The organism is Pseudomonas sp. PS01297 (genome assembly GCF_029959305.1).
GTDB lineage: Bacteria > Pseudomonadota > Gammaproteobacteria > Pseudomonadales > Pseudomonadaceae > Aquipseudomonas > Aquipseudomonas helleri.
Map to the genome: position 1 here is coordinate 1 of NZ_JASCPQ010000063.1, position 26,124 is coordinate 26,124.

The following is a 26,124-nucleotide window of genomic DNA, read 5'->3' on the forward strand; positions in this document are numbered from 1 at the left end:
AGCTTGCCTCGCGATCTTTTAAACGTCGAAAAGATCGCGAGGCAAGCTCGCTCCTACACTGTTAGCTGTGTTGTAGGTTTTTTTACTAATTGCTGTGAGAACAGTCTCAACGTCCGTGAGAATCCTTGCTGGCCCTCGGCTATACTCCTCCATCATTTGAATGGCCCCGAGGATAGACTGTGAAGAACTGGACGTTACGCCAACGCATTTTGGCGAGCTTTGCGGTGATCATCGCCATCATGTTGTTGATGGTTGTCGCGTCTTACTCGCGCCTGCTGTCGATTGAGTCGAGCGAAGAGACCGTTCGCACCGATTCGATTCCCGGGGTCTATTACAGTTCGATGGTGCGCAGTGCCTGGGTCGACAGCTATGTCCTGACCCTGCAACTGGTCGGCTCGGCCACCCAGCGTGATTTGACCAGCGAAGACCGTAAGCTGTATGCCAGCTACGAAGACCGCATGAACCAGGAGCTGGACAACTATCGCACCACCATTTTTGATGACCAGGACCGCGCCGAGTTTGATGAATTCGAGCGTATCCACGGTCAATACACCAAGGCCTTGGCTGGCGTTCTGCAGTTTTACGAAGACAAAAAAACCGAGCAAGCCGACGCCATGCTCAACGAGCAACTGGCCCCGCTATGGGCGGCCGGGCGCAAGCAGCTCAACACCATCATTGACACCAACCGCACCCAAGCCAACCACGCCACCGAAACCATTGCCAATGCAGTGACGACGGCAAAAATCAGCATGATCATCTCGCTGATCGTGGCTGTGCTGGCGGCCGGGCTGTGCGGCTACCTGTTGTTGCAGGCGATCATGTCGCCGATGCAGCGTATCGTTTCGATCCTTGAAACCATGCGTTCCGGTGACTTGAGCTCACGCTTGAACCTGGACCGCAAAGACGAGTTCGGTGCCGTCGAAACCGGCTTCAACGACATGATGACCGAGCTTACCGCGCTGGTGTCTCAAGCCCAGCGGTCCTCGGTCCAGGTCACCACCTCGGTGACCGAGATCGCCGCCACGTCCAAACAGCAACAAGCCACGGCGACCGAAACCGCAGCCACCACCACGGAAATCGGCGCGACCTCCCGCGAAATTGCCGCCACCTCCCGTGACCTGGTGCGCACCATGACCGAAGTGACGTCGGCTGCCGATCAGGCTTCGATTCTGGCCGGCTCCGGGCAGCAAGGCCTGGCGCGCATGGAAGAAACCATGCACTCGGTGATGGGCGCTGCCGATCTGGTTAACGCCAAGCTGGCGATCCTCAATGAAAAAGCCGGCAACATTAATCAGGTGGTGGTGACCATCGTCAAAGTGGCCGACCAGACCAACCTGTTGTCACTCAATGCCGCCATCGAAGCCGAAAAAGCCGGTGAATATGGCCGTGGTTTCGCCGTGGTTGCCACCGAAGTGCGCCGCTTGGCCGACCAAACGGCTGTCGCCACTTATGACATCGAGCAGATGGTGCGCGAGATCCAGTCCGCCGTGTCGGCGGGTGTGATGGGCATGGACAAGTTCTCTGAAGAAGTGCGCCGTGGCATGGCCGAGGTGACGCAAGTCGGTGAACAACTGTCGCAAATCATTCATCAGGTTCAGGCCTTGGCGCCGCGCGTGTTGATGGTCAACGAAGGCATGCAGGCGCAAGCCACCGGCGCCGAGCAAATTAACCTGGCGCTGGTGCAGTTGGGTGATGCCAGCAGTCAGACCGTAGAGTCCTTGCGTCAGGCCAGCTTCGCGATCGACGAACTCAGTCAGGTTGCCGTTGGGCTGCGCAGTGGCGTTTCGCGTTTTAAAGTCTGATGAGCGAACTTTTAACCAAGCGTGCGGCCGCCGTGGCGCCGACTCAGCGCCTGTTTCTGGTGTTCTACATCGGGGATGAGCGTTATGCCTTGGCGGCGACCGATGTGGTCGAGGTGCTGGCGCGTTTACCGCTCAAACCGATTGCCCACGCCCCGGCCTGGGTGGCTGGCGTGTTTTCGCACCGTGGGCAGATGGTCCCGGTCATCGACATCAGCGCCATGACCTTTGGCCACGAAGCCGTGGCCCGCACCAGCACGCGGCTGGTGCTGGTCAATTTTCGCGGCAAACTGCTGGGGCTGATGCTGCAGCAGGCCAACGCGACCTTGCGCTGCGACCCGGCAGATTTTCAGCCCTACGGCCTGGATAACCGCGAGGCTCCGTACCTGGGGCCGGTTCGTGAGGATGCCCAGGGTTTACTGCAGTGGATCCATGTCGACGACCTGTTGAGCCCGGCGGTGTGTGCGCTGCTGTTTCCTCCTAACCTGGATGAGACCAGCGCAGAGGGGCTCGCATGAGTGACGACCAGCGCTTTTACGATTTTTTGAAGCAACGCATAGGGCTGGACGTCGCGTCCGTGGGCCTGGCGATTATCGAGCGTGCCGTGCGCCAGCGCTGTCTGGCGTTGAACATGCCCGACAACGATCACTACTGGCAGCGCCTGATCTGTTCCCACGATGAGCAGCAGGCGCTGATCGAATCGGTGATCGTGCCCGAGACCTGGTTTTTTCGGTATCCCGAATCGTTTGCCACATTGGGCCGTCTGGCCCGCCAGCGTTTGGCCGACACCAGCGGCCTGCATACCCTGCGCATTCTGAGCTTGCCGTGTTCCACGGGCGAAGAGCCGTATTCGATTGCCATGGCCCTGTTTGATGCGGGGCTGGTCGGGCATCAGTTCAAAGTCGAAGCCCTGGACGTCAGCCCGTTGTCGGTGGCGCGGGCGCAGTCGGCGCTGTATGGCAAAAACTCATTTCGCGGTCAGCAAATTGATTTTCGTGAGCGCTATTTCACCCCGGTCAATGACAGCTATCAGCTGTCCGAGCGGGTGCACGAGCAGGTCACTTTTCATGTCGGCAACTTGCTCGACCCAACGCTGCTCAGCCATCACCTGCCTTATGACTTTGTGTTCTGCCGCAATCTGTTGATCTACTTCGACCTCAAGACTCAGCATCAGGCGCTGGATATCCTCAAGCGCTTGACCCGTGACGACGGCGCTCTGTTTATCGGCCCGGCCGAGGGCAGCCTGCTGGGCCGCCTGGGCATGCGTTCAATTGGCGCACCGCAGTCGTTCGCCTTCTGTCACAGCCATGAGCCGGTGCCTGTTGCGCGGCCACCGCTGGCCGAGTCCAGACCGCTGCCCAAGCCCGCACCACGGCCGATGCCGCCGGTGTCTGCGCCCCGGCCCTTTGCACCGCGAGTGCCCGCAATGCCCACCGCGCCAACCCCCGGCGCGTGCGCGGGTGCCGCCTTGCTGGCGAACATTGCCGTGCTGGCCAACGAAGGCAAAAGCAGCGATGCCCGCCAGGCTTGCGATCAGTTTTTGCAACTGCATGGCCCGCACGCTCAGGTGTTCTACTGGCTGGGCCTGCTCAGCGATGTTGAAGATCAAGCGGCGCAGGCGCAGAGTTTCTATCGCAAGGCGCTGTACCTGGAACCCCAGCATTCAGAAGCGCTGGCGCACCTGGCTGCTCTTTTGGCTGCCCAAGGTGACACAGCAGGCGCCCAGCGCTTGCAGGAGCGCGCTGCCCGTCATGAACGTTCGGTTCACAGTGAGCGCAAACAATGAGAGGTTTATTTGCCCAAGGCTTGATTCATGACGAAGCCCAGACCATTGATGACTGCTGGAACCGCATCGGCATCTTCGGCGACAAGTCCTGCCCGAAGTTGCCGGAGCATATCCATTGCCGCAACTGCGCGGTGTATTCCGCGGCTGCCACGCGCTTGCTGGATCGCTACTCGTTTGAACAAGAGCCTGAGGAACAGAACGCCCAGCCAATGGCTGAGCAAAAAGTCGCCACACGTTCGCTGGTGGTGTTCCGTCTGGGCGGTGAATGGCTGGGCCTGAACACGGTGTGCCTCGACGAAGTGGCACGTATGCAGGCCATTCACTCGTTGCCACACCAGCGTTCGCGGGCCCTGAAAGGGGTGGCCAACGTGCGCGGTGCGCTGGTGCCGTGTTTGTCGCTGGTTGATCTGCTGGGGCTGGACCCTACGGTGACCATTACCCCTTCGCAGCGGGTGATGCCGCGCATGCTGATCGTGGCCGCCCATGGCGGCCCGGTGGTGTTGCCGGTAGATGAAGTCGACGGTGTCCACAACATTGAAGAACGCGCTTTGAACGCCGCCTCGCTGTCGGGCGAGCATGCCAGCGCGAAATACACCCGGGGTGTGCTGGCCTGGAAAAACCGCAGCCTGCGCTGGCTGGATGAAGAACAACTGCTTGGCGCAATTACCCGGAGCCTGACATGACCCCCGAGCAAATGCGCGACGCGTCGCTGCTTGAACTGTTCAGCCTGGAGGCTGAGGCCCAGACGCAGGTGCTGAATGAGGGGTTGCTGGCGCTTGAACGCAACCCGACCCAGGCCGACCAGCTGGAAGCCTGCATGCGCGCCGCCCACTCGCTCAAGGGCGCAGCGCGGATTGTTGGCGTTGATGCGGGCGTCAGCGTGGCCCACGTGATGGAAGACTGCCTGGTCAGCGCGCAAGAAGGCCGTTTGCGCCTGCATCCCGAGCACATTGATGCCTTGTTGCAGGGCACCGACTTGTTGATGCGCATCGCCACGCCGGGCAGCGACAACGTCGGCCCGGCCGATATCGACGCCTATGTCGCTCACCTCAACGAACTGCTGGATCCTTCCGGGCGGGTGGCGCCAAGGGCCGCGCCAATAGAGTTCGACGTCTCGCAATTGTTGCTGGCCCCCGAGCCTTTGCCTGAGCCCGAGCCGCTGCTGCAGCCAGAGCCGGTGTCCCCAGTGGCTGCCGAGCCGGCCCCCGAACCTGCGCGTCGGCCTCAGCGCCTGACAGAAAGCGGCGAACGGGTGTTGCGCGTCACCGCCGAGCGCCTCAACAGCCTGCTCGACCTGTCGAGTAAATCGCTGGTCGAAACCCAGCGTCTCAAGCCGTATCTGATGGCGCTGCATCGGCTTAAACGTATGCAAAGCACCAGCCTGCGGGCGCTGGATACCCTCAACGAGCAGCTCAAAGTGGTGGGCCTGACGCACGAGGTTGAAGAGGCGCTGAACGAGGCCCGCCGCGTGCTCTGCGAGTCGCAGCATTTGCTCAGCGAGCAGACCGCCGAACTCGACGAATTCGGCTGGCAGACCAGCCAGCGCGCGCAATTGCTCTATGACACCGCGCTCGCCTGCCGTATGCGCCCGTTCGCCGATGTACTGGTGGGCCAGGAACGCATGGTCCGTGATCTGGGCCGGGCGTTGGGCAAACAGATACGCCTGGAAATTGAAGGCGAGAAAACCCAGGTTGACCGCGATGTCCTCGAAAAACTCGAAGCGCCGCTGACCCACTTGCTGCGCAACGCCGTCGACCACGGGGTTGAATCGCCCGAGCAACGCTTGCTGGCGGGCAAACAGCCGGAAGGCACGATCCGCTTGCGGGTGTCGCATCAGGCCGGGTTGCTGGCCGTCGAACTGAGCGACGATGGCGCCGGTGTCGACCTCGAACGCTTGCGCCGCAGCATCGTCGAGCGCCAGTTGTCGACCGCCGAGACGGTGGCGCAACTGAGCGAAGAAGAACTCCTGACCTTCCTCTTTCTGCCGGGGTTCAGCCTGCGCGACACGGTGACTGAAGTCTCCGGGCGCGGTGTAGGGCTGGACGCGGTGCAACACATGGTGCGCCTGCTGCGCGGAGCCATCGTGCTGGAGCAAACCGCAGGGCAGGGCAGTCGGTTCCTGCTGGAAGTGCCGCTGACCTTGTCGGTAGTGCGCAGCTTGGTGGTTGAAGTGGCCGACGAGGCCTACGCCTTCCCGCTGGCGCACATCGAGCGCATGCGCGACCTATTGCCGGATGACATCGTGCAAGTCGAGGGGCGTCAGCACTTTTGGCACGAAGGCCGACACGTCGGCCTGGTGGCCGCCAGCCAGTTGCTCCAGCGCCCGCCCAGCCAAAGCGATGACGAAACCCTCAAAGTGGTGGTGATCCGTGAGCGCGACGCGGTGTATGGCGTCGCGGTCGAGCGGTTTATCGGTGAGCGCACGCTGGTGGTTTTGCCGCTCGATCCGCGCTTGGGCAAGGTGCAGGACATCTCGGCCGGCGCGCTGCTGGACGATGGTTCGCCAGTGCTGATTGTCGATGTTGAAGATATGCTGCGTTCGGTCGATAAGTTGCTCAACACCGGGCGTCTGGAACGTATTGATCGGCGCAATCGGCACACCGCAGAATTGACCCGCAAACGCATTCTGGTGGTAGACGACTCGCTGACCGTGCGCGAATTGCAGCGCAAATTGCTGATCAATCGGGGTTACGAAGTGGCCGTGGCGGTTGACGGCATGGACGGCTGGAACGCCCTGCGTGCCGAGCATTTCGATCTGTTGATTACCGACATCGACATGCCGCGCATGGATGGCATCGAGCTGGTCACCCTGTTGCGCCGCGACAACCGCCTGCAATCCATGCCGGTGATGGTCGTGTCCTATAAAGACCGCGAAGAAGACCGTCGACGTGGCCTGGATGCGGGAGCCGACTATTATCTAGCCAAAGCCAGCTTCCATGACGACGCCTTGCTTGATGCCGTGGTTGAACTCATCGGGGGAGCCCAAACATGAAAATCGCCATCGTCAACGACATGCCTTTGGCGGTTGAAGCGCTGCGTCGGGCGCTGGCCTTTGAGCCGAGCCATGAAGTGGTCTGGGTCGCTCACAATGGTGCCGAGGCGGTACAAAAGTGTGCTGAGTTCACCCCGGACCTGATTTTGATGGACCTGATCATGCCGGTCATGGACGGGGTGCAGGCGACGCGACGGATCATGGCTGAAACGCCCTGTGCCATCGTGATTGTGACCGTTGACCGGGAGCAGAACGTACACCGCGTGTTCGAGGCCATGGGCTTTGGCGCGCTGGATGTGGTGGACACGCCCGCGTTGGGTGCAGGCAATGCCAAAGAAGCGGCAGCGCCGTTATTGCGCAAGATCCTCAACGTGGGCTGGTTGATGGGGCAGAGTGACAAGCGGGTACGTCCGGTGTCGGCGCAGCCGCGAGCATTGGGCTTGCAGGGCGGGCTGGTGGTGATTGGCTCGTCTGCGGGCGGCCCGGCGGCGCTGGAAAGTTTGCTCAAGGGCCTGCCGCGAGATTTCCAGGTGCCTATCGTCCTGGTGCAACACGTAGACCAAGTGTTTGCGGCGGGCATGGCGGAATGGTTGAGCGGCTCGTGCGGGCTGGACGTGCGCCTGGCCCGAGAAGGCGAAGTGCCACAGCCGGGGACGGTATTGCTGGCGGGCACCAACCATCACATACGGTTGTTGAAAAACGGTACCTTGGCCTACACGGCAGAACCGGTAAACGAGATTTATCGCCCCTCGATTGATGTGTTTTTTGAAAGTGTTGCAAGGTACTGGAAGGGAGATGCCGTGGGGGTGTTATTAACCGGCATGGGACGCGATGGGGCTCAGGGGCTTAAACTCATGCGCCAACAAGGCTTCCTCACCATTGCGCAAGACCAACACAGCAGTTCGGTGTACGGCATGCCTAAAGCAGCTGCGGCCATTGATGCCGCGGTTGAGATCCGTCCTTTGGACAAGATTGCGCCACGTTTGCTGGAGATATTTGCCAAATGATCGACAAAATCCCGCAGGACTGGCTTGAAGGCAGTAATTCAGGTGAACGCGCATGAGCGATTTACAGTTGGACGACGTTAAAACAGACGAAAACGCCGCCATGGTGCTGCTGGTAGACGATCAGGCGATGATCGGCGAAGCCGTGCGCCGGGGGTTGGCGCTAGAGCAGAACATTGATTTTCACTTCTGTGCAGACCCGCATCAGGCGATTGCGCAAGCCATCCGCATCAAGCCGACCGTGATTTTGCAGGACCTGGTCATGCCGGGGCTGGACGGTCTGACCCTGGTGCGTGAATACCGCAATCACCCGGCGACGCAGAATATCCCGATCATCGTGCTGTCCACCAAAGAAGACCCGCTGATCAAAAGCGCGGCGTTTTCGGCGGGGGCCAATGATTACCTGGTCAAATTGCCCGATAACATCGAACTGGTGGCGCGCATTCGCTATCACTCGCGCTCCTACATGACCCTGTTGCAGCGTGACGCGGCCTACCGCGCGCTGCGTGTGAGCCAGCAGCAACTGCTCGACACCAACCTGGTGCTGCAACGGTTGATGAACTCGGACGGCCTGACCGGGCTGTCGAATCGTCGGCACTTTGACGAATACCTCGAGCTGGAGTGGCGCCGCGCCTTGCGTGAGCAGACCCAGCTGTCGTTGTTGATGATAGACGTTGACTACTTCAAGTCTTTCAACGACACCTTCGGCCATCTGGACGGCGACGAAGCGCTGCGCAAAGTGGCCTCGACCATTCGCGATGCCAGCAGTCGCCCGTCTGACCTGCCGGCGCGTTACGGCGGTGAAGAATTCGCCATCGTCTTGCCCAACACCTCCCAGGGCGGAGCACGGCTGGTGGCAGAAAAACTGCGCCAGGCCGTAGAAGCCCTGAAAATCCCGCACATCCAGCCTAGCGAAGGCCGCAGCCTGACCATCAGCATTGGCCTGGCGACCCTCACCCCACAGCAAAACGGCAGCTCACGCCAATTGATCTCCGCGGCGGACAAAGGCCTGTACCTGGCCAAACACAACGGACGTAACCAGGTCGGGATCGAGTAAAGCATCCCATCTTGTCTCGCGAACTTTTGATCTTTAAAGGCAAAAGATCGCGAGGCAAGCTCGCTCCTACAGAGTGGCTTTGCTTACATGAGGGGTTTGTTACTCAGCGTTGTCCAGCAATGAATCCACCACCGCACGGGCCATTTCGACCGAGTGCACCGTCTGCTCGGCGCATAACAGCAACTAGGAAGCGCCCTGCATTGGGAAGAGGAAATTGCTGACGGAATGCGTCAAAAATTCACCCCAAAACTCTGTAGGAGCGAGCTTGCCTCGCGATCTTTTGATCTTGACCCCAAGTGGCCGTTGCCGCAGCAATGGATATGTACAAAAAATTAAGAGCTCCCTCACCCTGGCCCTCTCCCGAAGGAGAGGGAACCGATTGGGGGATGCTGAAGATATTTGGTGGCCTGTTTGCTGCGCGACAGCGCGGCGTCGAAGACGGGGCGGCAGCTCCTACAAAGTGAACTGCCCCCGCCAGGCGGGCTGCTGCCAACCCATGTTTGCGGTATACTCCCCGGCTTTGTAAAAATCGCCTACGAGTGCCGCCAGCCATGGAAATCAACCCGATCCTTAACAGCATCAAGGACCTGTCAGAGCGCTCCGAAACTATTCGGGGGTATCTTTGACTACGATCAAAAGCATGAGCGTCTGATCGAAGTCAATCGCGAGCTTGAAGATCCTAGTGTCTGGAACAACCCGACGTACGCCCAGGAGCTAGGCCGCGAACGCGCTCAACTGGCGCAGATCGTCGAAACCCTGGATGAGATGCACTCAGGTCTGGCCGATGCCAAAGACCTGCTGTTGATGTCCGCCGAAGAAGAAGACCAGGCCGCTGTCGATGACGTCGCCGCTGAAGTCGAGCGTCTGCGCGAAGCCCTTGAAAAACTCGAATTCCGCCGCATGTTCAGCGGTGAGATGGACGCCAATAACGCTTACCTGGACATTCAGGCAGGCTCCGGCGGTACCGAAGCGCAAGACTGGGCCAATATCCTGTTGCGGATGTATCTGCGTTGGGCCGACAAGCGCGGCTTCGATGCCACCATCATGGAATTGTCTGCCGGTGAAGTCGCCGGGATCAAAGGCGCAACCGTGCATATCAAGGGTGAATACGCCTTTGGCTGGCTGCGTACCGAGATTGGCGTCCATCGTCTGGTGCGTAAAAGTCCTTACGACTCGGGCAACCGTCGTCACACCTCGTTCTCGGCTGTTTTCGTTTCGCCGGAAATCGACGACAACATCGAAATCGACATCAACCCGTCTGACCTGCGGATCGATACCTATCGTTCCTCCGGTGCGGGTGGTCAACACGTAAACACCACCGACTCGGCCGTGCGGATTACCCACGTACCGACCAACACCGTGGTGAGCTGCCAGAACGAACGTTCCCAGCATGCGAACAAAGACACCGCCATGAAAATGTTGCGGGCCCGTCTTTACGAGCAAGAAGTACAGAAGCGCAACGCGGCATCCCAAGCCCTGGAAGAGACTAAGTCCGACATCGGCTGGGGTCACCAGATCCGCTCGTACGTACTCGACGCTTCGCGTATCAAGGATTTGCGTACCAACATCGAGCGCAGCGATTGCGACAAAGTGCTCGACGGCGATATCGACGAATACCTGGTAGCCAGCCTGAAACAAGGGCTGTAAGTCGCGCAATAACCGTAAGTGCGCAGCCAATGCGATGCCTCAAGGCGCGCTAAAGGCCCGCCAACCCCTGCCGCAGGGCAGGGGCAACGAACCTGTGATGGAATTTTTAAGACATGAGCGACCAACAACTCGACCCCCAAGACCTGCAACAGGAAGAAAACGCCCTGATCGCCCTGCGCAAGGAAAAACTTGCCGCCGAGCGCGCTAAAGGCAACGCCTTCCCGAATGATTTTCGTCGTGAAAACTACTGCGCTGACTTGCAGAAGCAGTACGCCGACAAGACCAAGGAAGAGCTGGCTGAAGCAGCCATTCCGGTCAAGGTTGCGGGTCGCATCATGCTTAACCGTGGCGCGTTCATGGTGATCCAGGATATGACCGGTCGCATCCAGGTCTACGTCAACCGTAAAACCCTGCCAGAAGAAACCCTGGCCGCCGTGAAAACCTGGGACCTGGGCGACATCATCGCCGCTGAAGGCACCCTGGCCCGTTCCGGCAAAGGCGACCTGTACGTTGAAATGACCAACGTGCGCCTGCTGACTAAATCCCTGCGCCCGCTGCCAGACAAGCACCACGGTCTGACTGACACCGAGCAGCGCTATCGCCAGCGTTACGTTGACCTGATCGTTAACGAAGACGTGCGCCACACCTTCCGTGTGCGTTCGCAAGTGATCGCACACATCCGCAGCTTCCTGATGGCGCGTGACTTCCTTGAAGTTGAAACGCCGATGCTGCAAACCATTCCGGGCGGCGCGGCAGCCAAGCCTTTCGAAACTCACCACAACGCGCTGGACATGGAAATGTTCCTGCGTATCGCGCCTGAGCTGTACCTCAAGCGTCTGGTGGTGGGCGGCTTCGAAAAAGTGTTCGAGATCAACCGTAACTTCCGTAACGAAGGCGTGTCGACCCGTCACAATCCAGAATTCACCATGCTTGAGTTCTACCAGGCGTACGCCGACTACGAAGACAACATGGACCTCACCGAAGAGCTGTTCCGTGAACTGGCACAGCTGGTTCTGGGCAGCACCGACGTGCCGTACGGCGACAAGGTGTTCCACTTCGGCGAGCCGTTTGTGCGCCTGTCGGTCTTCGATTCGATCCTCAAGTACAACCCTGAGCTGACCGCTGCAGACCTGAACGACATCGACAAGGCGCGTGAAATCGCCAAAAAAGCCGGTGCCAAGGTGCTGGGCTTCGAAGGCCTGGGCAAGCTGCAAGTGATGATTTTCGAAGAGCTGGTCGAGCACAAGCTGGAACAGCCGCACTTCATCACCCAGTACCCGTTTGAAGTGTCGCCGCTGGCCCGTCGTAACGACGACAACCCGAACGTGACCGACCGCTTTGAGCTGTTTATCGGTGGTCGTGAAATCGCCAACGCCTACTCCGAGTTGAACGACGCGGAAGACCAGGCCGAGCGTTTCATGGCGCAGGTAGCAGACAAAGACGCCGGTGACGACGAAGCCATGCACTACGACGCCGACTTCGTGCGTGCACTGGAATACGGCATGCCGCCAACGGCGGGTGAAGGTATCGGTATCGACCGTCTGGTGATGCTGTTGACCAACTCCCCGTCAATTCGCGACGTGATCCTGTTCCCTCACATGCGCCCACAAGCGTAACGATGCTGAATAAAAAACCGCCGATTCAAGGCGGTTTTTTATTGCCCGATGAAAGCGCATAGGGTGTAGCCGCTGCCGAAGGCTGCGATGGGTTGCGAAGCAGCCCCGGTTTCTGGCGTCAAAAGTGAAGGCCCTGCGGACCTTATCGCAGCCTTCGGCAGCGGCTACAAAGAAAATCGCGCTCTTCAATCAGGCGCACCAGCATGCCAACGGTTGACGGCGATTGTCAGTCGGATGGAATATCAGGCCCTACTCAATGAGCCCTGGCCGCTCTATAGAAGGATGCAGGCATGAAAGTGTGGCGCGTATTGCTGGTGGCATTGTCATTTTTGATGTTAGGCGGGTGCCTGGTGACGTTTAAAGACGCACCGATTGCGGCCCAGCCAGCGCCAAAACAACTGCTCGGAAAATGGACCAGCAAGGATGCCTGGGGCGAGGCGCGCAACCTTAATATCCGCGCCGTCGACAAGACTCGCTACCAAGCCGAGGTCTACCCCAAGGGCGAACCTAAGGCGCGTGATCGCTACACCTTTATCGTTGCCCGTCACGGCAGCCGCTGGTACGCCTCGGCCAATTTGCCGGCCAAACTGGGCGGTGGCTACACGCTCAATGGCTTTGAGGTGAACGACAACGGCGAGTTGGTCGTATACGACCTGGACCTTGATCAGATCAAGCAGGCGATAGGCCAGTCAGCCTTGAATGGTGAGCCGGTCGAAACGTCTGAAGGCTCAGGCGTACAGATCAAGAGCCCATCAGCTACAGTTTTTGCATACCTCGACGATCCTGCCAATTCGGACGTCTTTGTCGAAGTGGCCCGCTATCAGCGTGCGATCAAGTAACCGCATTTAATCAAGGAGCCGCGGGTGGACGATTACCAGCGCACCATACGCACATTGTCAGACCGCATTGTGCTGGCCCAGGCGCCGATCCGCGTGCTGGATGCGGTGAAGTGGGATGACAGCATCCGGCAGGGTTTTTTAAAGGCCAAAGGCAAAGAGATGCCAGCGGTCAGCCGTGACTATTACTTGTCGCGGCCGCTGTCTTTTGACTCCAGTGCGGTCAAGTCAGAGTTCCAGCACATCGAGCGCGACATCACCCGGCAACTGGGGCAGTTCAACCCGGTCGGGCAGATCATGCGGCGTATGTGCAAAGAGTACCGAATGGTGGTGCGCATGCTCGAAGCACGCGGCACAGAAGACTTCGGGCTGATTTCCCAAGAGTTGTACGGCGCCGCTTCCGACGCGTTCCATGCCGGTGATCCGACCCTGGCCGATCTGGGCTTGATGATGTCCGATTACCTGGACAACATCGACGGGCGTGGCGACCTCAAGGACGAAGTCAAAAACCTGACCGCCAAAGACGCGGTCAACCTGCTGCAAAGCCGGCTCAACAAGGTCTTTGGCGAGTGCGAAGAAACCATTCGGGTGTTTGAGTCGGACGGTATCGTCGCGGACGCAGCAGCCGGCGCCGACTACATCAAGATCCGCAGCGATGCGATGTTTAACGAGCGTGACGTGCGCGCCCTCGAAGTACACGAAGGGCTGGTGCACGTGGGCACCACGCTCAATGGCCAAAACCAGCCCATTTGCACCTTCCTGTCCAAAGGCCCGCCCTCATCGACCGTGACCCAGGAAGGGCTGGCGATTTTGATGGAAGTCATCACCTTTGCCTCTTACCCGAGCCGCCTGCGCAAACTGACCAACCGCACCCGCGCCATTCACATGGTGGAAGAGGGCGCGGACTTTATGCAGGTGTATCAGTTCTTTCGTGACCAGGGTTTCGAGATGCCAGAAAGCTACGGCAACGCGAGTCGGGTTTTCCGTGGCTCGGTGCCAAATGGTCTGCCATTCACCAAAGACTTGTCCTACCTCAAAGGCTTCATCATGGTTTACAACTACATTCAGTTGGCCGTGCGTAAGGGCAAGCTCGAACAAGTGCCGCTGTTGTTCTGTGGCAAGACCACGCTGGAAGACATGCGCACCTTGCGCCAGTTGGTCGATGAAGGGTTGGTGGTTGCACCTAAATACCTGCCGGACCAGTTCCGCGACATGAACGCCTTGTCGGCATGGATGTGCTTCTCCAACTTTCTCAACCACTTGAGCCTGGACCGGATCGAAGCCGACTACTCCAATATTTTGTGACAAGGCGGTCCATTCAATGAAAACCCTGGCTGCACTCTGCCTGCTGTTCGCCCTCAGCGGATGCAGCTCATTGTTGTTTTACCCCGAACCTGGCCAGCCGATTACCCCGACGGCGGCGGGCCTTGCGTACAAAGACGTCAACCTCACTGCCGCCGATGGCACGCAACTGCATGGTTGGTGGCTGCCGTCCAAGCCCGGCGTGCCGCTCAAGGGCACGGTGCTGCACCTGCATGGCAATGGCGGCAATCTGGCGTACCACTTGGGCGCGGTGGCCTGGTTGCCCGAGCAGGGCTATCAAGTGCTGATGCTCGACTATCGCGGTTACGGCCTGTCGCAGGGCAAGCCTGGCTTGCCAGCGGTGTATCAGGACATCGATGCCGCCTTTGACTGGTTAGAGCAACAACCGTCCGTGCAGGGGCAGCCGCTGATTGTGCTGGGGCAAAGCCTGGGCGGGGCCATGGGCGTTCATTACCTGAGCCAGCACCCGCAGCAGCGCGCCCGGCTCAAGGCCGTGGTGCTTGATGGTGTACCGGCCAGTTACCGCGAAGTGGGGCAATTTGCCCTGAGCACGTCCTGGCTGACCTGGCCCTTGCAAGTGCCGCTGTCGTGGCTGGTGCCTGACGCAGACAGTGCGGTATACGCCATGCCGGACATGAAAGACGTGCCCGTGCTGATTTTTCACAGCATGGACGACCCGATCGTCCCGCTGTCCAACGGCATCCGCCTGTACCAGGCCGCGCCGCCGCCCAAGGTGTTGCAACTGACCCGGGGCGGTCACGTGCAAACGTTTGGTGACCCGACCTGGCGCCAAGTGATGCTGCGTTATCTTGAAGACCCGCAACATTTCAACGGTGTGCGGCGACTGGGGGAGATCCCCAATTACTCGCCGACTAAAGCTCCCGAAACAGAGACCCCGCAATGAGTGAAGAGCGTAACGCCATCCCCCTGATCCTCACTGGCATCGGCACCATCATCGGTACGGTGGGCTGCCTGTGGTACTACGGTTACCTACACTTCGCCAAGCCTGAGGATGCGTTGCTGCTCAACGACTTCACCATGCTCAAGACCTTGCCGGGCGAGGACTACAAAGTCTCCCTGACCCCGGCCAATCAGGTGGCGCAGTGCATTGACGGGATCGTGGTGCTGTTTGATACCGAACAAAAAGGCCTGACCGGGGTGTTGGTCAATAACAAGAAACAGGCCGTGCATTGCATGGAGCAAGAGACGCCGAAGCTGCAACCTTAAGAGCAAAAGCGCCCTCACCACGCCTCTCCCGATTGCGGGCTGCTGTAGATTTTGGCGATCTGTGAGCCTGACGCTGAATGTGAGAACACGTCGGTAGAGCTCCCTCTCCCCCCGGGAGAGGGCTGGGGTGAGGGAAAAGCCATACAACAAAAAGCCCCGCCTGATCACTCAGGCGGGGCTTTCATTTAACGCTTATCGATTTACTGGATCGAAGAGCGTGGCGCAACCGGCTGGTTGTCGTTGGAGATAGTCACTTCAACGCGGCGGTTTTGAGCGCGGCCCGAGTTGCTGCTGTTGTCAGCAACCGGGTATTCCTTGCCATAGCCTTGGGCAACGATACGCGATGGGTCTACACCGGCACGTACCAGTGCCGCTTTAACCGCATTGGCGCGACGCTCGGACAGGTTCTGGTTGTAAGAAGCGCTGCCTTTGCTGTCGGTGTAACCCTCAACAATCACCTTGCGATCCGGGTTCTGGATCAGGTAGTTGGACAGGGTCGCGATGCTTTCGCGGCTGTTAGGCTTGAGGTTGGCCTTGTCGAAGTCAAACAGCACGTCACCGAAGGTCACCAAGGTGCCGCGATCCGTTTGCTTGGCGTTCAGGCTTTGCAGCTTTTTGATTTGCGCGTCACGGGCATCCAGCAGAGCCTGGGCACGATCAGAACCGGCGTTTTTCAGCTGGTTTTCAGCGGTACGCAGGGCGATGGTTTGCTTGGCCAGCTCAACACGCTGGTTGGTCAGGTAAGCCAGTTGGTCAACCTTGGACTCTTTTTCTTTGTCCAGGTAGGCCTTTTCAGCCTTGTCCAGCCACTCGCCAGCGTCTTTGGTTTCTAGCGCTGCAACCTTGGTCGCTTCCGGGTTGGTTTGCAGGGCCGAGTAGTTGCTCTTGGCGTTTTCCAGGTTAACGTTCGGCTGGTGCGAGCACGCGGCCAAACCAACGCTCAGGGCCAGCAGGGCAGGGATCATTACTGTATTGCGCATAATAGTTGTCCTTTCTATCTATTAGGAATGCTGTATCGCCAGTTGCGATCAAAGAGGGGCGGCTGTTATTGCAGGCCGCGCATACCTTCCTGACGCAGTTGCTGGACGGCTTTCTGAGCATCCTGAACGGCCTTCTCGGCTTTGGCGGCCTGGGCTTTACGTTCTGCTACGCGAGCGTCCCATTCAGCTTGTTCGGACAGGCGACGCGCTTCGTCGTATTTTTTGTCGTGCATGGCCAGCTCAGCTTGTTTGAGCTTGTCTTGTGCCGACTTCATTTCCACTGGAGCGTATTCGGTACCGCCAGCGCTGACGGCGTTGTTCACGGCCGACTGCGTCACAGCGTATTGCTCGGTTGGCGGGTTGCCAGCGCAACCGGCTAAAACGAAGCTGGCACCGATCGCCAATGCAGCCAGTTTCAGCCCGCGCAGGCGAGGAGAGGTGGTTTTGACAGTGCGGGTCATCATGGTCTTCAACTCCATTAGGGAACTCCTTAAAAACATCATCTCCATCACAACTGTCGGTTGACCTGGAGCAGTTGGACGCAGGTTCCTGCAGTGATGGTTAAAAGCTGTGACCTGAACGAAATTTGAATAGTTCAAAAAAAAAGATGGCAGTTTGCCTAAAAATTTTCTGACTGATGGGTCATAGGTTAATTAGCTGTTTAGCGCGCGCACGGCTTGCCAGCGACGCCCATTGCGACGCACTCTTGGGTCACGAACTCGCCCAGAATCTGCTGGAGAAATGGCTGATGACCGATATTGATGCACGCTTGCGCGATGATGTTCACCTGCTGGGTGAGCTGTTGGGTAATACGATTCGTGACCAATACGGCGACGCTTTTCTCGCCAAGATCGAACGGATCCGCCAGGGCGCCAAAGACGACCGGCACGGCACTCCGGGCGAAGAATTAAGCGCCATTCTCGATGCCCTCAGCGATAACGAAGTGCTGCCGGTAGCACGGGCGTTCAACCAGTTTTTGAACCTGGCCAATATCGCCGAGCAATACCAGTTGATTCACCGGCGTGGCGATGACCAGCCGCAACCGTTTGAGTCGCAAGTGCTGCCCACGTTGTTGAGCCGCTTGCTGGCCGAAGGGCATGACGCGAACTCGCTGGCGCAGCAACTCAGCGGCCTTGAGATTGAGCTGGTGCTCACGGCCCACCCGACCGAAGTTACGCGCCGCACCTTGATCCAAAAATACGATGCGATTGCCGAGCAACTGGCGGCTCAGGATCACCGGGATCTGACCCTGGCCGAGAAGTCGCGAATCGAAGAGCGCTTGCAACGCTTGATCGCCGAGGCCTGGCACACCGAAGAAATCCGTCGTACCCGGCCTACACCCGTGGATGAGGCCAAGTGGGGTTTTGCCGTTATTGAACACTCGTTGTGGCAGGCGCTGCCCAACATGCTGCGCACCGCCGACGCGGCGTTGCACGAGGCCACCGGGCTGCATTTGCCGCTGGATTCAGCGCCCATTCGCTTTGCTTCGTGGATGGGCGGCGACCGTGATGGCAACCCCAACGTGACCGCCACGGTCACCCGCGAAGTGCTCTTGCTGGCGCGCTGGATGGCCGCCGATTTGTACCTGCGTGACATCGATAAACTCGCCGCTGACCTGTCCATGCAGCAGGCCACCGATGAATTGCTCGCGGTGGCGGGGGAGAGTGCCGAGCCGTACCGCGCGGTGCTCAAACAATTGCGGGAACGCTTGCGCATCACCCGTGCCTGGGCGCAGAGCGCCTTGCACAGCGCACAACCTGCGCCTGAAGGTGTGTTGCATGACAACCAGGACCTGCTGGCACCGTTGAAGCTCTGTTACACGTCGCTGCACGCCTGTGGCATGGGTGTGATTGCGGACGGGCCGTTGCTCGATTGCCTGCGTCGGGCGGTAACGTTTGGCCTGTTCCTGGTGCGCCTTGATGTGCGTCAGGACGCGGCCCGGCACACCTCGGCCATGACTGAAATCACCGATTACCTGGGCCTTGGCCGCTATGAAGACTGGGATGAAGACGCGCGCCTGATCTTCCTGATGCGCGAGTTGAACAACCGTCGCCCGTTGTTGCCGGGTTACTTCAAACCCGCCGCAGAGACGGCCGAAGTGTTGGCCACGTGCCGTGAAGTGGCGGCTGCGCCGGGGGCTTCGCTGGGCTCATACGTGATCTCCATGGCGGGTGCGGCTTCTGACGTGCTGGCGGTGCAACTGCTGCTCAAAGAGGCCGGGCTTGAGCGCCCGATGCGCGTGGTGCCACTGTTTGAAACCCTGGCCGATCTGGACAATGCCGGGCCGGTGATTGAGCGCCTGTTGCTGTTGCCGGGTTACCGCGCACGCCTGCAGGGGCCGCAGGAAGTGATGATCGGCTACTCCGACTCGGCCAAGGATGCCGGCACCACGGCAGCGGCGTGGGCGCAGTACCGGGCGCAAGAAAACCTGGTGAATATTTGCCGCGAGCAACACGTCGACCTGCTGCTGTTTCATGGCCGTGGCGGCACCGTGGGGCGTGGCGGCGGCCCGGCGCATGCGGCGATTCTGTCGCAACCGCCGGGGTCGGTGGCGGGGCGTTTCCGTACCACTGAACAGGGCGAGATGATCCGCTTTAAATTTGGCCTGCCTGACATCGCCGAGCAAAACCTCAACCTGTACCTGTCGGCGGTACTCGAAGCCACATTACTGCCTCCGCCGCTGCCTGAGCCGGGGTGGCGAGTGCTGATGGATGAACTGGCCGACGACGGGGTCAAGGCCTACCGCTCGGTGGTGCGCGACAATCCGCAGTTTGTCGAGTATTTCCGCCAGTCCACCCCGGAACAGGAACTGGGCCGCTTGCCCTTGGGCAGTCGCCCGGCCAAGCGCCGCGCAGGCGGGATTGAAAGCTTGCGCGCCATCCCGTGGATTTTCGGCTGGACCCAAACCCGCCTGATGCTGCCCGCTTGGCTCGGCTGGGAAACCGCGCTCAGCCAGGCGCTGGCGCGCGGTGAAGGAGAGCAACTGGCGCAAATGCGCGAGCAGTGGCCGTTCTTCCGCACCCGCATCGACATGCTGGAAATGGTCCTGGCCAAAGCGGATGCCGACATCGCCCGGCTCTATGACGAACGTCTGGTGGCCCCTGAATTGCTGCCTTTGGGTGCTCACTTACGCGACTTATTGTCGCAGGCGTGCGAGGTGGTGCTGGGTTTGACCGGGCAGTCTCAACTGATGGCGCACAGCCCGGACACGCTGGAGTTCATCCGCTTGCGCAACACCTACCTTGACCCGCTGCACTTGTTGCAGGCTGAGCTGCTGGCGCGTTCGCGACGCCAGCAAACCGATCAGGACAGCCCTCTGGAACAAGCGCTGCTGGTGACTGTGGCGGGGATCGCGGCGGGTTTGCGCAACACCGGCTAAGCTCTTTCGCTGGTCAAAAGTCGCGCCGTGGTGCCAAACATCGGGGCTTTTCATGGCCTGATCCGGCCCCGGCGCGACACTTTTTGCCAGGGTTGCGACCTGTGACACCCGGTCGCAAGGGCTGCTTTAGCAGTGATTATTCCTACTTTGGCCCGCTTGTGTGGTCCGGAACGGCTGTGTATCTTGGTCAGCCCTTTGGCCTGTTTTGCGGCCATTACCCGATTTTGAGATTGGCCCCAAGAGGCGAGTCTGTTGTCATTTAAATAAAAAATTGAGGAGCACATCGATGCGCGTAATTCTGCTGGGAGCTCCCGGGGCCGGTAAAGGTACTCAGGCGAAGTTCATCACTGAAAAATTTGGCATCCCGCAAATCTCCACTGGCGATATGTTGCGTGCTGCGGTCAAGGCTGGCACCGAACTGGGCCAGAAAGCTAAAAGCATCATGGACAGCGGCGGTCTGGTTTCTGACGACCTGATCATCAACCTGGTCAAAGAGCGCATTGCTCAGCCAGATTGCGTCAACGGTTTCCTGTTTGACGGTTTCCCGCGCACCATCCCTCAAGCTCAAGCACTGGTCGACAACGGTGTAGAGCTGGATCACGTGGTTGAAATCGCCGTAGAAGACGAAGAAATCGTTCAGCGCATCGCCGGTCGTCGCGTTCACGAAGCGTCGGGCCGCGTTTACCACATCGCGCACAACCCGCCAAAGGTTGAAGGTAAAGACGACGTGACCGGTGAAGACCTGGTGCAGCGTAAAGACGACACCGAAGAAACCGTTCGTCACCGCCTGTCGGTTTACCATTCGCAAACCAAGCCGCTGGTGGATTTCTATCAGAAGCTTGAGTCTGCCCAAGGCAAACCAAAGTACAGCCACATCGCCGGTGTTGGCTCGGTAGAATCGATCACCGCCAAGGTGCTTGCAGCCTTGAGCTGATAAGTCGATTTTGCTTGGTGACAACAGCCCGCTTGCGGGCTGTTGTTGTTTATACTGCTGCACTTTTTTCAATTTTGATTCTGACGGGAACACCGATGAGCACCTTGCTGGCCCTGGATACCGCGACTGAAGCTTGCTCTGTTGCCTTGCTGCACGATGGCAAGGTCACAAGCCACTACGAGGTGATCCCGCGCCTGCATGCGCAAAAGCTGTTGCCGATGATTAAAGAGCTGCTGGCCCAGGCTGGCGTTGAGCTGTCGGCGGTCGAGGCGATTGCCTTTGGTCGCGGGCCGGGTGCGTTTACCGGTGTGCGTATCGCCATCGGCGTGGTGCAAGGCCTGGCCTTTGCCCTGGAGCGCCCGGTATTGCCGATCTCCAACCTGGCAGCATTGGCCCAGCGTGCCTATCGCGAGCACGGCGCGACCCAGGTGGCATCGGCCATTGATGCGCGCATGGACGAAGTGTATTGGGGTTGCTACCGCGAGCAGGCCGGTGAAATGCGCCTGCAAGGCGTCGAAGCGGTGTTGCCACCTGAAGCCGCCGCGTTGCCGGACGGCGCCAGCGGTGACTGGTTTGGTGCAGGCACCGGCTGGGGCTATGCCGAGCGCTTGAACGTCAAACCAACGGCGCTGGACGCTGGCATGTTGCCCCATGCTGAAGACTTGCTAAACCTGGCGCGTTTTGCCTGGGCGCGCGGCGAAGCCATCCGCGCCGACGATGCGCAGCCGGTGTACCTGCGCGACAAAGTGGCGGCAACCCGCGCCGAGCGTGGCCTTATCTAGGTCTGTTCGCGATCTTTTGGTGTTTAAAAGATCGCGAGGCAAGCTCGCTCCTACAGTTGGTCATCCGGCTATTTGCTTAGTCGGGCCAAGGCCGCTAAATTGCCAATACCGCTACCGAGCTTGCACTTATGCGTATTGACGGCTTTTCCTCCCAGTCTTACCCCATCAAGCGCAAGCCGCGTAAAGGCAAGGTGCAGGTTGATGAGTCGGTAGAAGACAGCCCGGCAAACCTTGAAAACCTGCCGCAAGTCACTCGCCAGGCCTCATCGGGTGAGCGCATCAGCCAACTGCCGGTGCGTTCCCAGGACATGATTTTCCAGCGAGGCATGAGCAAAAACGCCGCCAGCGCCCTCGCCAGTTACCTGACCACCCAAGGCTTTGTTGATTGGGAAATAGAAGTGATGGGGCTGGACCTGTACATTTGACGGCATGACTGATGCCCAACTGCCTTATTACCTCGGCTGCCCGTCCTGGAGTGAAAACGCCTGGCGCGAAGGCCTGTACCCTCAAAATGCCCAACCCACCGAGTTTTTGAGCCTGTACGCACAGGTGTTCAATACCGTTGAAGGCAACACCACGTTCTATGCCAGCCCCAAGCCCGCCACGGTGGCGCGTTGGGTGAGCAGCATGCCCGAACATTTTCGTTTTACGGCCAAGTTCCCCCGAGAGATCAGCCACGGCGGCGATTTACGCGAGCAAGGGCAGGCAATCGAGAGCTTCCTGCAGTTGTTAAAGCCCTTGGGGCCGCGCGTGGCACCGTTCTGGCTGCAACTGCCCGCAAGCTTCGGGCCGCAGCGTCTGGCCGAGCTGGTGAGCTTCATCGACGACTTGCAGCGGCCATTGGCCGTTGAGGTGCGTCACCCGGAGTTTTTTGCCAAGGGCGATGCCGAGCGCTTGCTCAATCGGTTGTTGATGGAGCGCGGGGTCGAGCGTATTTGCCTTGATTCGCGGGCACTGTTCAGTTGCGACTCCAGCGACCCGGCGGTGCTGCATGCCCAGTCGAAAAAGCCCAAAGTGCCGCCGCGCCCGGCAGCGTTTACCCAATGCCCGCAAGTGCGCTTTATCGGGCGCCCGGAGCTGCAGGCCAATGACCCTTACTTGAAACCCTGGGTGGAGAAAGTCGCTGGCTGGATCGAAGAAGGTCGCACGCCCTATGTGTTTCTGCACACCCCGGATAACCACCGGGCACCGGAGTTGGCGCGGCGTTTTCATCAGCAATTGACTGAGCGCTTGCCTGGGCTACCAGCACTGGCCCACTTGCACACGCCGCAAACTACCGAGCAACTGGGGCTGCTTTAAGCCGCCAGGCGCAGGTTGTTGACGATCAATGGGCGCGCCCAGGCGAGATCAAAGTCCATCGCGTGCTGCTGTTCAATCAAGGTGGCGACGTCGAATGGCTCGGCGGGTTTATCCAGCAGGTCCATTTCAAACTCGGCAATCGGTAAGTGCAAAGGCCGAGGCTCAGGCGCCGGGCCCGGCTCGGGCTGCGTGTGACCTTGGGCCATGACCAATGGACGAACCCAGGCTTCGTTGAACGCCTGCTGGTGCTGTTGTTCGGCAATGACATTAGGCGGGAAGGGCAGCGCGGTGGGCGGCAGCAAATCCAGCTCGAACTCAGCGATTGGCAAGAACAACGCTTCGGGCGGTTTGATTTCGGTGTCCTGCACGTCGCAATGGCGCTGGGTTACGATGGCGCTGAGTACATCATTGCCGCCGCTGGGCTCGGCATTTTCATCCGCTGCCGGGAGGGGCATCTCGATGGCAGGGAATTCATCCGTCGCCGACTGCTCTGCCATGGCCTGGGCATAGAAGTCCTTCCACAGGTGATTGACGCTGCCTGTGACTTGCGAATTGTGTCGGCCAAAGTCGCCAATGGGAGCGATAAAGCCGATGGATGCGGAATGAATGTCTGACATAGCTCTCGGTCGACGCCCAGCTCTGGCAAAATGCCGGATATTTCATTTATCGGCAGCGTTTGCCGATCATTAAATTTTTGAGCGTGTTTTAAATGATTGAGCAAGCAGCGGGCAGTCGTATCAAAGTCGAAGCGTTGGACGAGGCTTATCAGGCCCTGGCCGAGCAATGGGCTGAGCGCCTGGGGCTGCCGTTGGACGAGCCGCAGGCTGACTTTGCCTTGCAGATCGGCGACCAAGGTTTGCAGTTGCAACAGCTGGGCCCTGATGCCCCCGGCCCGGTGCGGGTCGACTTTGTGGAAGGCGGCGCAGCCCACCGGCGTTTGTTTGGTGGCGGCACCGGGCAAATGATCGCCAAGGCCGTGGGGATTCAGCAGGGCGTGCGCCCGCGCGTGCTGGATGCCACGGCGGGGCTGGGCAAAGACGCATTCGTGCTGGCGAGCCTGGGCTGCGAAATGAGCCTGATCGAACGCCAGCCCTTGATCGGCGCCTTGCTGGACGACGGTTTGGCCCGTGGCCTGGACGACTTTGAGGTGGCGCCGATTGTGTCGCGCATGCACTTGCTCAAAGGCAACTCGATTGAAGTAATGCGTAACTGGGAGGGAGAGCCGCCACAGGTGATCTACCTCGACCCGATGTTCCCGCACCGAGAGAAAACCGCCCTGGTGAAGAAAGAAATGCGCTTGTTCCGCCCGTTAGTGGGGGATGACAACGACGCACCGGCCTTGCTTGAGGCAGCGTTGGCACTGGCCACCCACCGCGTGGTGGTCAAACGCCCGCGCAAGGCTCCGTGCATTGCCGGGCCCAAGCCGAGCCACGCGCTGGACGGCAAATCGAGCCGTTACGACATCTACCCGAAGAAGGCGCTGAAGCCTTAAGCAGAATCAAAAGCCCCTCTCCCTAGCCCTCTCCCGGAGGGAGAGGGAACTGACCGCATGCAGGCGCAAGATCACCGATGATCAGCTCCCTCTCCCTCTGGGAGAGGGTTGGGGTGAGGGCAGTTCAGCCAACGCGGTGTTCAGTCCGCCCGATAAGCCCGCATAAACACTTCGACCACTTCCTGTATATGGGCCTCGGTTTCTTCGTCGGTCAGCACGCCGCCGTAGCCATACAGCAGGCGAAAGTTGGGTGAGCCCTTGAGCATGCAGAAGAAGTGCTCCGCCGCGTAATGCGCGCGCTCAATGCGCAAGGCGCCGGTGTGGTGAATCTTGTTCAGCAGGCGCTCCATTTCCAGCACCACCCGCTCCGGCCCCGCCTCAAAAAAGATCTGCGACAGCTTCGGGTCCTGGGTGCCAAGGGTCACCATCAATCGATGCAGGTTGAGCGACTCTTCGCTGTTGATCAGCGCCACAAACCCCCGGCCAATGGCGAGCAAGACCGTTTCAATCGGTACGCCGTCGGGCAGTTCAAAAAACAAATCCGGCAACTGTTCAGAGCACTTGGCGAGGATCGCCGAGGAGAACAGCGTCTCTTTGTCGGTGAAATGGCTGTAGACCGTCAGTTTTGACACCCCCGCCAGGGTCGCGACCGCATCCATGCTGGTGTTGGCATAGCCATGTGTCAGAAACAGGGATTTGGCCGCATCAAGGATGGCCTGGCGTTTTGCCATGTCCTTGGGGCGCCCGAGTGCAGTGGGGGGTAAATGATTGTCAGACATATCCGTTTATTACTGGACTGGTGAGTTTAGTATTAATAACATGCCGTCCAGTATAAATATTCCAAGCCTCATTAGCGAAAGGTCATCCCCATGTTGCGCCATGCCTTGCCCCGCGCTTTGCCTGTCTGTCTGGTGTTTTTGCTGTCTGCGTGTGGGCAGGAGCAGCCCGTCAAAGTCACTGTCAGTCCGGCGCTGGTGGTTCAGCCGCAGCCTTCGGCGTTGGCGATGCAAAGTTATCCGGGTGAGGTACGGGCACGGTTTGATCCGCAACTGGCGTTCCGCATCGGCGGCAAAGTGACCAAGCGCCTGGTGGATGAAGGTGAGCGGGTCAAGGCGAATCAGCCGCTGGCAGAACTCGACCCGCAAGACGTACGGCTGCAACTGGATGCCACCCGCGCGCAAGTTACGGCGGGGCAGGCCAATTTGAATCTGGTACGTGCCGAGCGCGATCGCTACAAAACCTTGCTCGACCGCCAGATGGTCAGCCGTTCGCAGTTCGACAATGCCGAAAACCTCTACCGCGCCGGTGAAGCCAAGCTCCAGCAGCTCAAGGCCGAGCAGGACGTGGCCAGCAATCAGGCCAGTTATGCCGTGTTGCGCGCGCCACAAGACGGCGTGATCGCCCAGCGTCAGGTAGAAGTGGGGCAAGTGGTGGCCGCCGGTCAAACCGTGTTTACCCTGGCCGCCGATGGCGAGCGTGAGGTGCTGATCAGTTTGCCGGAGCAAGCCTTTGGTCGCTTCAAGATCGGCCTGCCGGTTGAGGTTGAACTGTGGTCGCAGCCGGGCCAGCGCTTCAGTGGGCGGATTCGTGAGCTGTCGCCGTCTGCCGATCCTAAATCGCGCACTTTCGCTGCCCGAATCGCTTTCACCGAAGGCAAAGTCCCTGCCGAGCTGGGCCAAAGCGCCCGGGTCTTTATCCCGAGCGAAGGCGTGAGCCCCCTGTCGGTGCCGCTCTCTGCCTTGACCGCAGAAAACGGCGCGACCTACGTGTGGCGTGTCGGCCAGGGCAACAAGCTAGAGCAGGTGCCTGTGCGGGTCGGGCCGTTTGGCGAGAACAGCGTGCCGGTGCTCGAAGGGCTCAAGGCCAATGACTGGATTGTCTCGGCCGGCGTGCACGTGCTGCATCAAGGCCAGGAGGTACGACCTATTGATCGTTCCAACCGAACGATCAATGTCGCGGTGAAGGAGTAAT

Annotated in this window: 24 protein-coding genes; 20 read left to right on the forward strand and 4 right to left on the reverse strand. The window is 59.5% G+C overall.

The annotated features are described in order from the left end of the window. Positions 1 to 179: 179 nt before the first annotated feature. From QMX84_RS17945 to QMX84_RS18005, 13 genes are all read left to right on the forward strand, one after another. Positions 180 to 1,802 carry a methyl-accepting chemotaxis protein gene (locus tag QMX84_RS17945; protein ID WP_262126691.1) on the forward strand — a complete coding sequence of 541 codons (1,623 nt, stop codon included), beginning with the start codon at positions 180 to 182 and terminating at the stop codon, positions 1,800 to 1,802. Further along, entirely contained in the window at positions 1,802 to 2,317 is a 516-nt protein-coding gene (locus QMX84_RS17950) for a chemotaxis protein CheW (RefSeq protein WP_282364432.1), read from the forward strand. Before QMX84_RS17945 ends, QMX84_RS17950 begins: the two co-directional genes overlap by 1 nt. Continuing rightward, on the forward strand, positions 2,314 to 3,585 hold the full coding sequence (locus tag QMX84_RS17955; RefSeq protein WP_282364433.1) for a protein-glutamate O-methyltransferase CheR: 1,272 nt from the start codon (positions 2,314 to 2,316) through the stop codon (positions 3,583 to 3,585). Before QMX84_RS17950 ends, QMX84_RS17955 begins: the two co-directional genes overlap by 4 nt. Next, positions 3,582 to 4,268: a chemotaxis protein CheW gene (locus QMX84_RS17960; protein ID WP_262126694.1), complete on the forward strand. Its 687-nt coding sequence runs from the start codon at positions 3,582 to 3,584 to the stop codon at positions 4,266 to 4,268. The genes QMX84_RS17955 and QMX84_RS17960 overlap by 4 nt, the downstream gene beginning before the upstream one ends. Beyond that, entirely contained in the window at positions 4,265 to 6,577 is a 2,313-nt protein-coding gene (locus QMX84_RS17965) for a hybrid sensor histidine kinase/response regulator (RefSeq protein ID WP_262126695.1), read from the forward strand. Before QMX84_RS17960 ends, QMX84_RS17965 begins: the two co-directional genes overlap by 4 nt. Beyond that, a complete protein-coding gene (locus tag QMX84_RS17970) occupies positions 6,574 to 7,584 on the forward strand; it encodes a chemotaxis response regulator protein-glutamate methylesterase (RefSeq protein ID WP_048368146.1) in 1,011 nt (336 codons plus the stop codon). Before QMX84_RS17965 ends, QMX84_RS17970 begins: the two co-directional genes overlap by 4 nt. Positions 7,585 to 7,636: 52 nt before the next feature. Next, a complete protein-coding gene (locus QMX84_RS17975) occupies positions 7,637 to 8,638 on the forward strand; it encodes a PleD family two-component system response regulator (RefSeq protein ID WP_153326151.1) in 1,002 nt (333 codons plus the stop codon). 551 nt (positions 8,639 to 9,189) lie between these two features. Next, a protein-coding gene (gene prfB, locus QMX84_RS17980; RefSeq protein ID WP_262126699.1) for a peptide chain release factor 2 occupies positions 9,190 to 10,285 on the forward strand; the annotation gives its coding sequence in 2 pieces (ribosomal slippage) (positions 9,190 to 9,261 and positions 9,263 to 10,285; 1,095 coding nt in all). 113 nt (positions 10,286 to 10,398) lie between these two features. Continuing rightward, positions 10,399 to 11,901: a lysine--tRNA ligase gene (gene lysS, locus QMX84_RS17985; RefSeq protein ID WP_048368143.1), complete on the forward strand. Its 1,503-nt coding sequence runs from the start codon at positions 10,399 to 10,401 to the stop codon at positions 11,899 to 11,901. A 290-nt stretch (positions 11,902 to 12,191) separates the two neighbouring features. Next, positions 12,192 to 12,740 carry a hypothetical protein gene (locus tag QMX84_RS17990; protein ID WP_262126700.1) on the forward strand — a complete coding sequence of 183 codons (549 nt, stop codon included), beginning with the start codon at positions 12,192 to 12,194 and terminating at the stop codon, positions 12,738 to 12,740. 24 nt (positions 12,741 to 12,764) lie between these two features. Next, complete coding sequence (locus tag QMX84_RS17995; protein ID WP_123749706.1) at positions 12,765 to 14,042, forward strand: flavohemoglobin expression-modulating QEGLA motif protein; 1,278 nt, start codon at positions 12,765 to 12,767, stop codon at positions 14,040 to 14,042. 16 nt (positions 14,043 to 14,058) lie between these two features. After that, the gene (locus tag QMX84_RS18000) at positions 14,059 to 14,964 is read left to right on the forward strand and encodes an alpha/beta hydrolase (RefSeq protein WP_282364434.1); all 906 of its coding nucleotides are present in this window, start codon (positions 14,059 to 14,061) and stop codon (positions 14,962 to 14,964) included. Next, positions 14,961 to 15,287, forward strand: coding sequence for a hypothetical protein (locus tag QMX84_RS18005; protein WP_282364435.1), 327 nt, complete (start codon positions 14,961 to 14,963; stop codon positions 15,285 to 15,287). The genes QMX84_RS18000 and QMX84_RS18005 overlap by 4 nt, the downstream gene beginning before the upstream one ends. 200 nt (positions 15,288 to 15,487) lie before the next feature. On the opposite strand, the gene QMX84_RS18010 is transcribed toward QMX84_RS18005, so the two are convergent. After that, positions 15,488 to 16,267, reverse strand: a complete 780-nt coding sequence (locus tag QMX84_RS18010) for an OmpA family protein (RefSeq protein WP_048368137.1) — start codon at positions 16,265 to 16,267, stop codon at positions 15,488 to 15,490. 65 nt (positions 16,268 to 16,332) lie between these two features. Next, a complete protein-coding gene (locus tag QMX84_RS18015; RefSeq protein WP_173430579.1) occupies positions 16,333 to 16,731 on the reverse strand; it encodes a DUF4398 domain-containing protein in 399 nt (132 codons plus the stop codon). Between the two features lie 284 nt (positions 16,732 to 17,015). Here QMX84_RS18015 and ppc point away from each other — a divergent pair, with 284 nt between their 5' ends. From ppc to QMX84_RS18040, 5 genes are all read left to right on the forward strand, one after another. After that, a complete protein-coding gene (gene ppc / locus QMX84_RS18020; protein WP_282364436.1) occupies positions 17,016 to 19,646 on the forward strand; it encodes a phosphoenolpyruvate carboxylase in 2,631 nt (876 codons plus the stop codon). Between the two features lie 286 nt (positions 19,647 to 19,932). Continuing rightward, positions 19,933 to 20,580, forward strand: coding sequence for an adenylate kinase (gene adk / locus QMX84_RS18025; protein WP_048368134.1), 648 nt, complete (start codon positions 19,933 to 19,935; stop codon positions 20,578 to 20,580). 95 nt (positions 20,581 to 20,675) lie between these two features. Continuing rightward, positions 20,676 to 21,362 (forward strand): tRNA (adenosine(37)-N6)-threonylcarbamoyltransferase complex dimerization subunit type 1 TsaB, encoded by a 687-nt coding sequence (gene tsaB, locus QMX84_RS18030; protein WP_282364437.1) that lies wholly within the window; start codon positions 20,676 to 20,678, stop codon positions 21,360 to 21,362. Positions 21,363 to 21,490: 128 nt separating this feature from the next. Continuing rightward, positions 21,491 to 21,787, forward strand: coding sequence for a hypothetical protein (locus QMX84_RS18035; protein WP_282364438.1), 297 nt, complete (start codon positions 21,491 to 21,493; stop codon positions 21,785 to 21,787). Between the two features lie 4 nt (positions 21,788 to 21,791). Then, the gene (locus QMX84_RS18040) at positions 21,792 to 22,661 is read left to right on the forward strand and encodes a DUF72 domain-containing protein (protein WP_282364439.1); all 870 of its coding nucleotides are present in this window, start codon (positions 21,792 to 21,794) and stop codon (positions 22,659 to 22,661) included. Here QMX84_RS18040 and QMX84_RS18045 read toward each other — a convergent pair. After that, positions 22,658 to 23,278, reverse strand: a complete 621-nt coding sequence (locus QMX84_RS18045; protein ID WP_262126705.1) for an energy transducer TonB — start codon at positions 23,276 to 23,278, stop codon at positions 22,658 to 22,660. The two genes, QMX84_RS18040 and QMX84_RS18045, sit on opposite strands and share 4 nt — an antisense overlap. A gap of 92 nt (positions 23,279 to 23,370) precedes the next feature. Between QMX84_RS18045 and QMX84_RS18050 the strand changes: the two genes are divergently transcribed. Continuing rightward, complete coding sequence (locus tag QMX84_RS18050) at positions 23,371 to 24,153, forward strand: class I SAM-dependent methyltransferase (protein WP_282364440.1); 783 nt, start codon at positions 23,371 to 23,373, stop codon at positions 24,151 to 24,153. Between the two features lie 140 nt (positions 24,154 to 24,293). Here QMX84_RS18050 and QMX84_RS18055 read toward each other — a convergent pair whose 3' ends face one another. Continuing rightward, entirely contained in the window at positions 24,294 to 24,932 is a 639-nt protein-coding gene (locus tag QMX84_RS18055) for a TetR/AcrR family transcriptional regulator (RefSeq protein ID WP_282364441.1), read from the reverse strand. A gap of 90 nt (positions 24,933 to 25,022) precedes the next feature. Between QMX84_RS18055 and QMX84_RS18060 the strand changes: the two genes are divergently transcribed. Next, positions 25,023 to 26,123: an efflux RND transporter periplasmic adaptor subunit gene (locus tag QMX84_RS18060; protein WP_048368125.1), complete on the forward strand. Its 1,101-nt coding sequence runs from the start codon at positions 25,023 to 25,025 to the stop codon at positions 26,121 to 26,123. The last annotated feature ends 1 nt before the right edge of the window (position 26,124 follow it).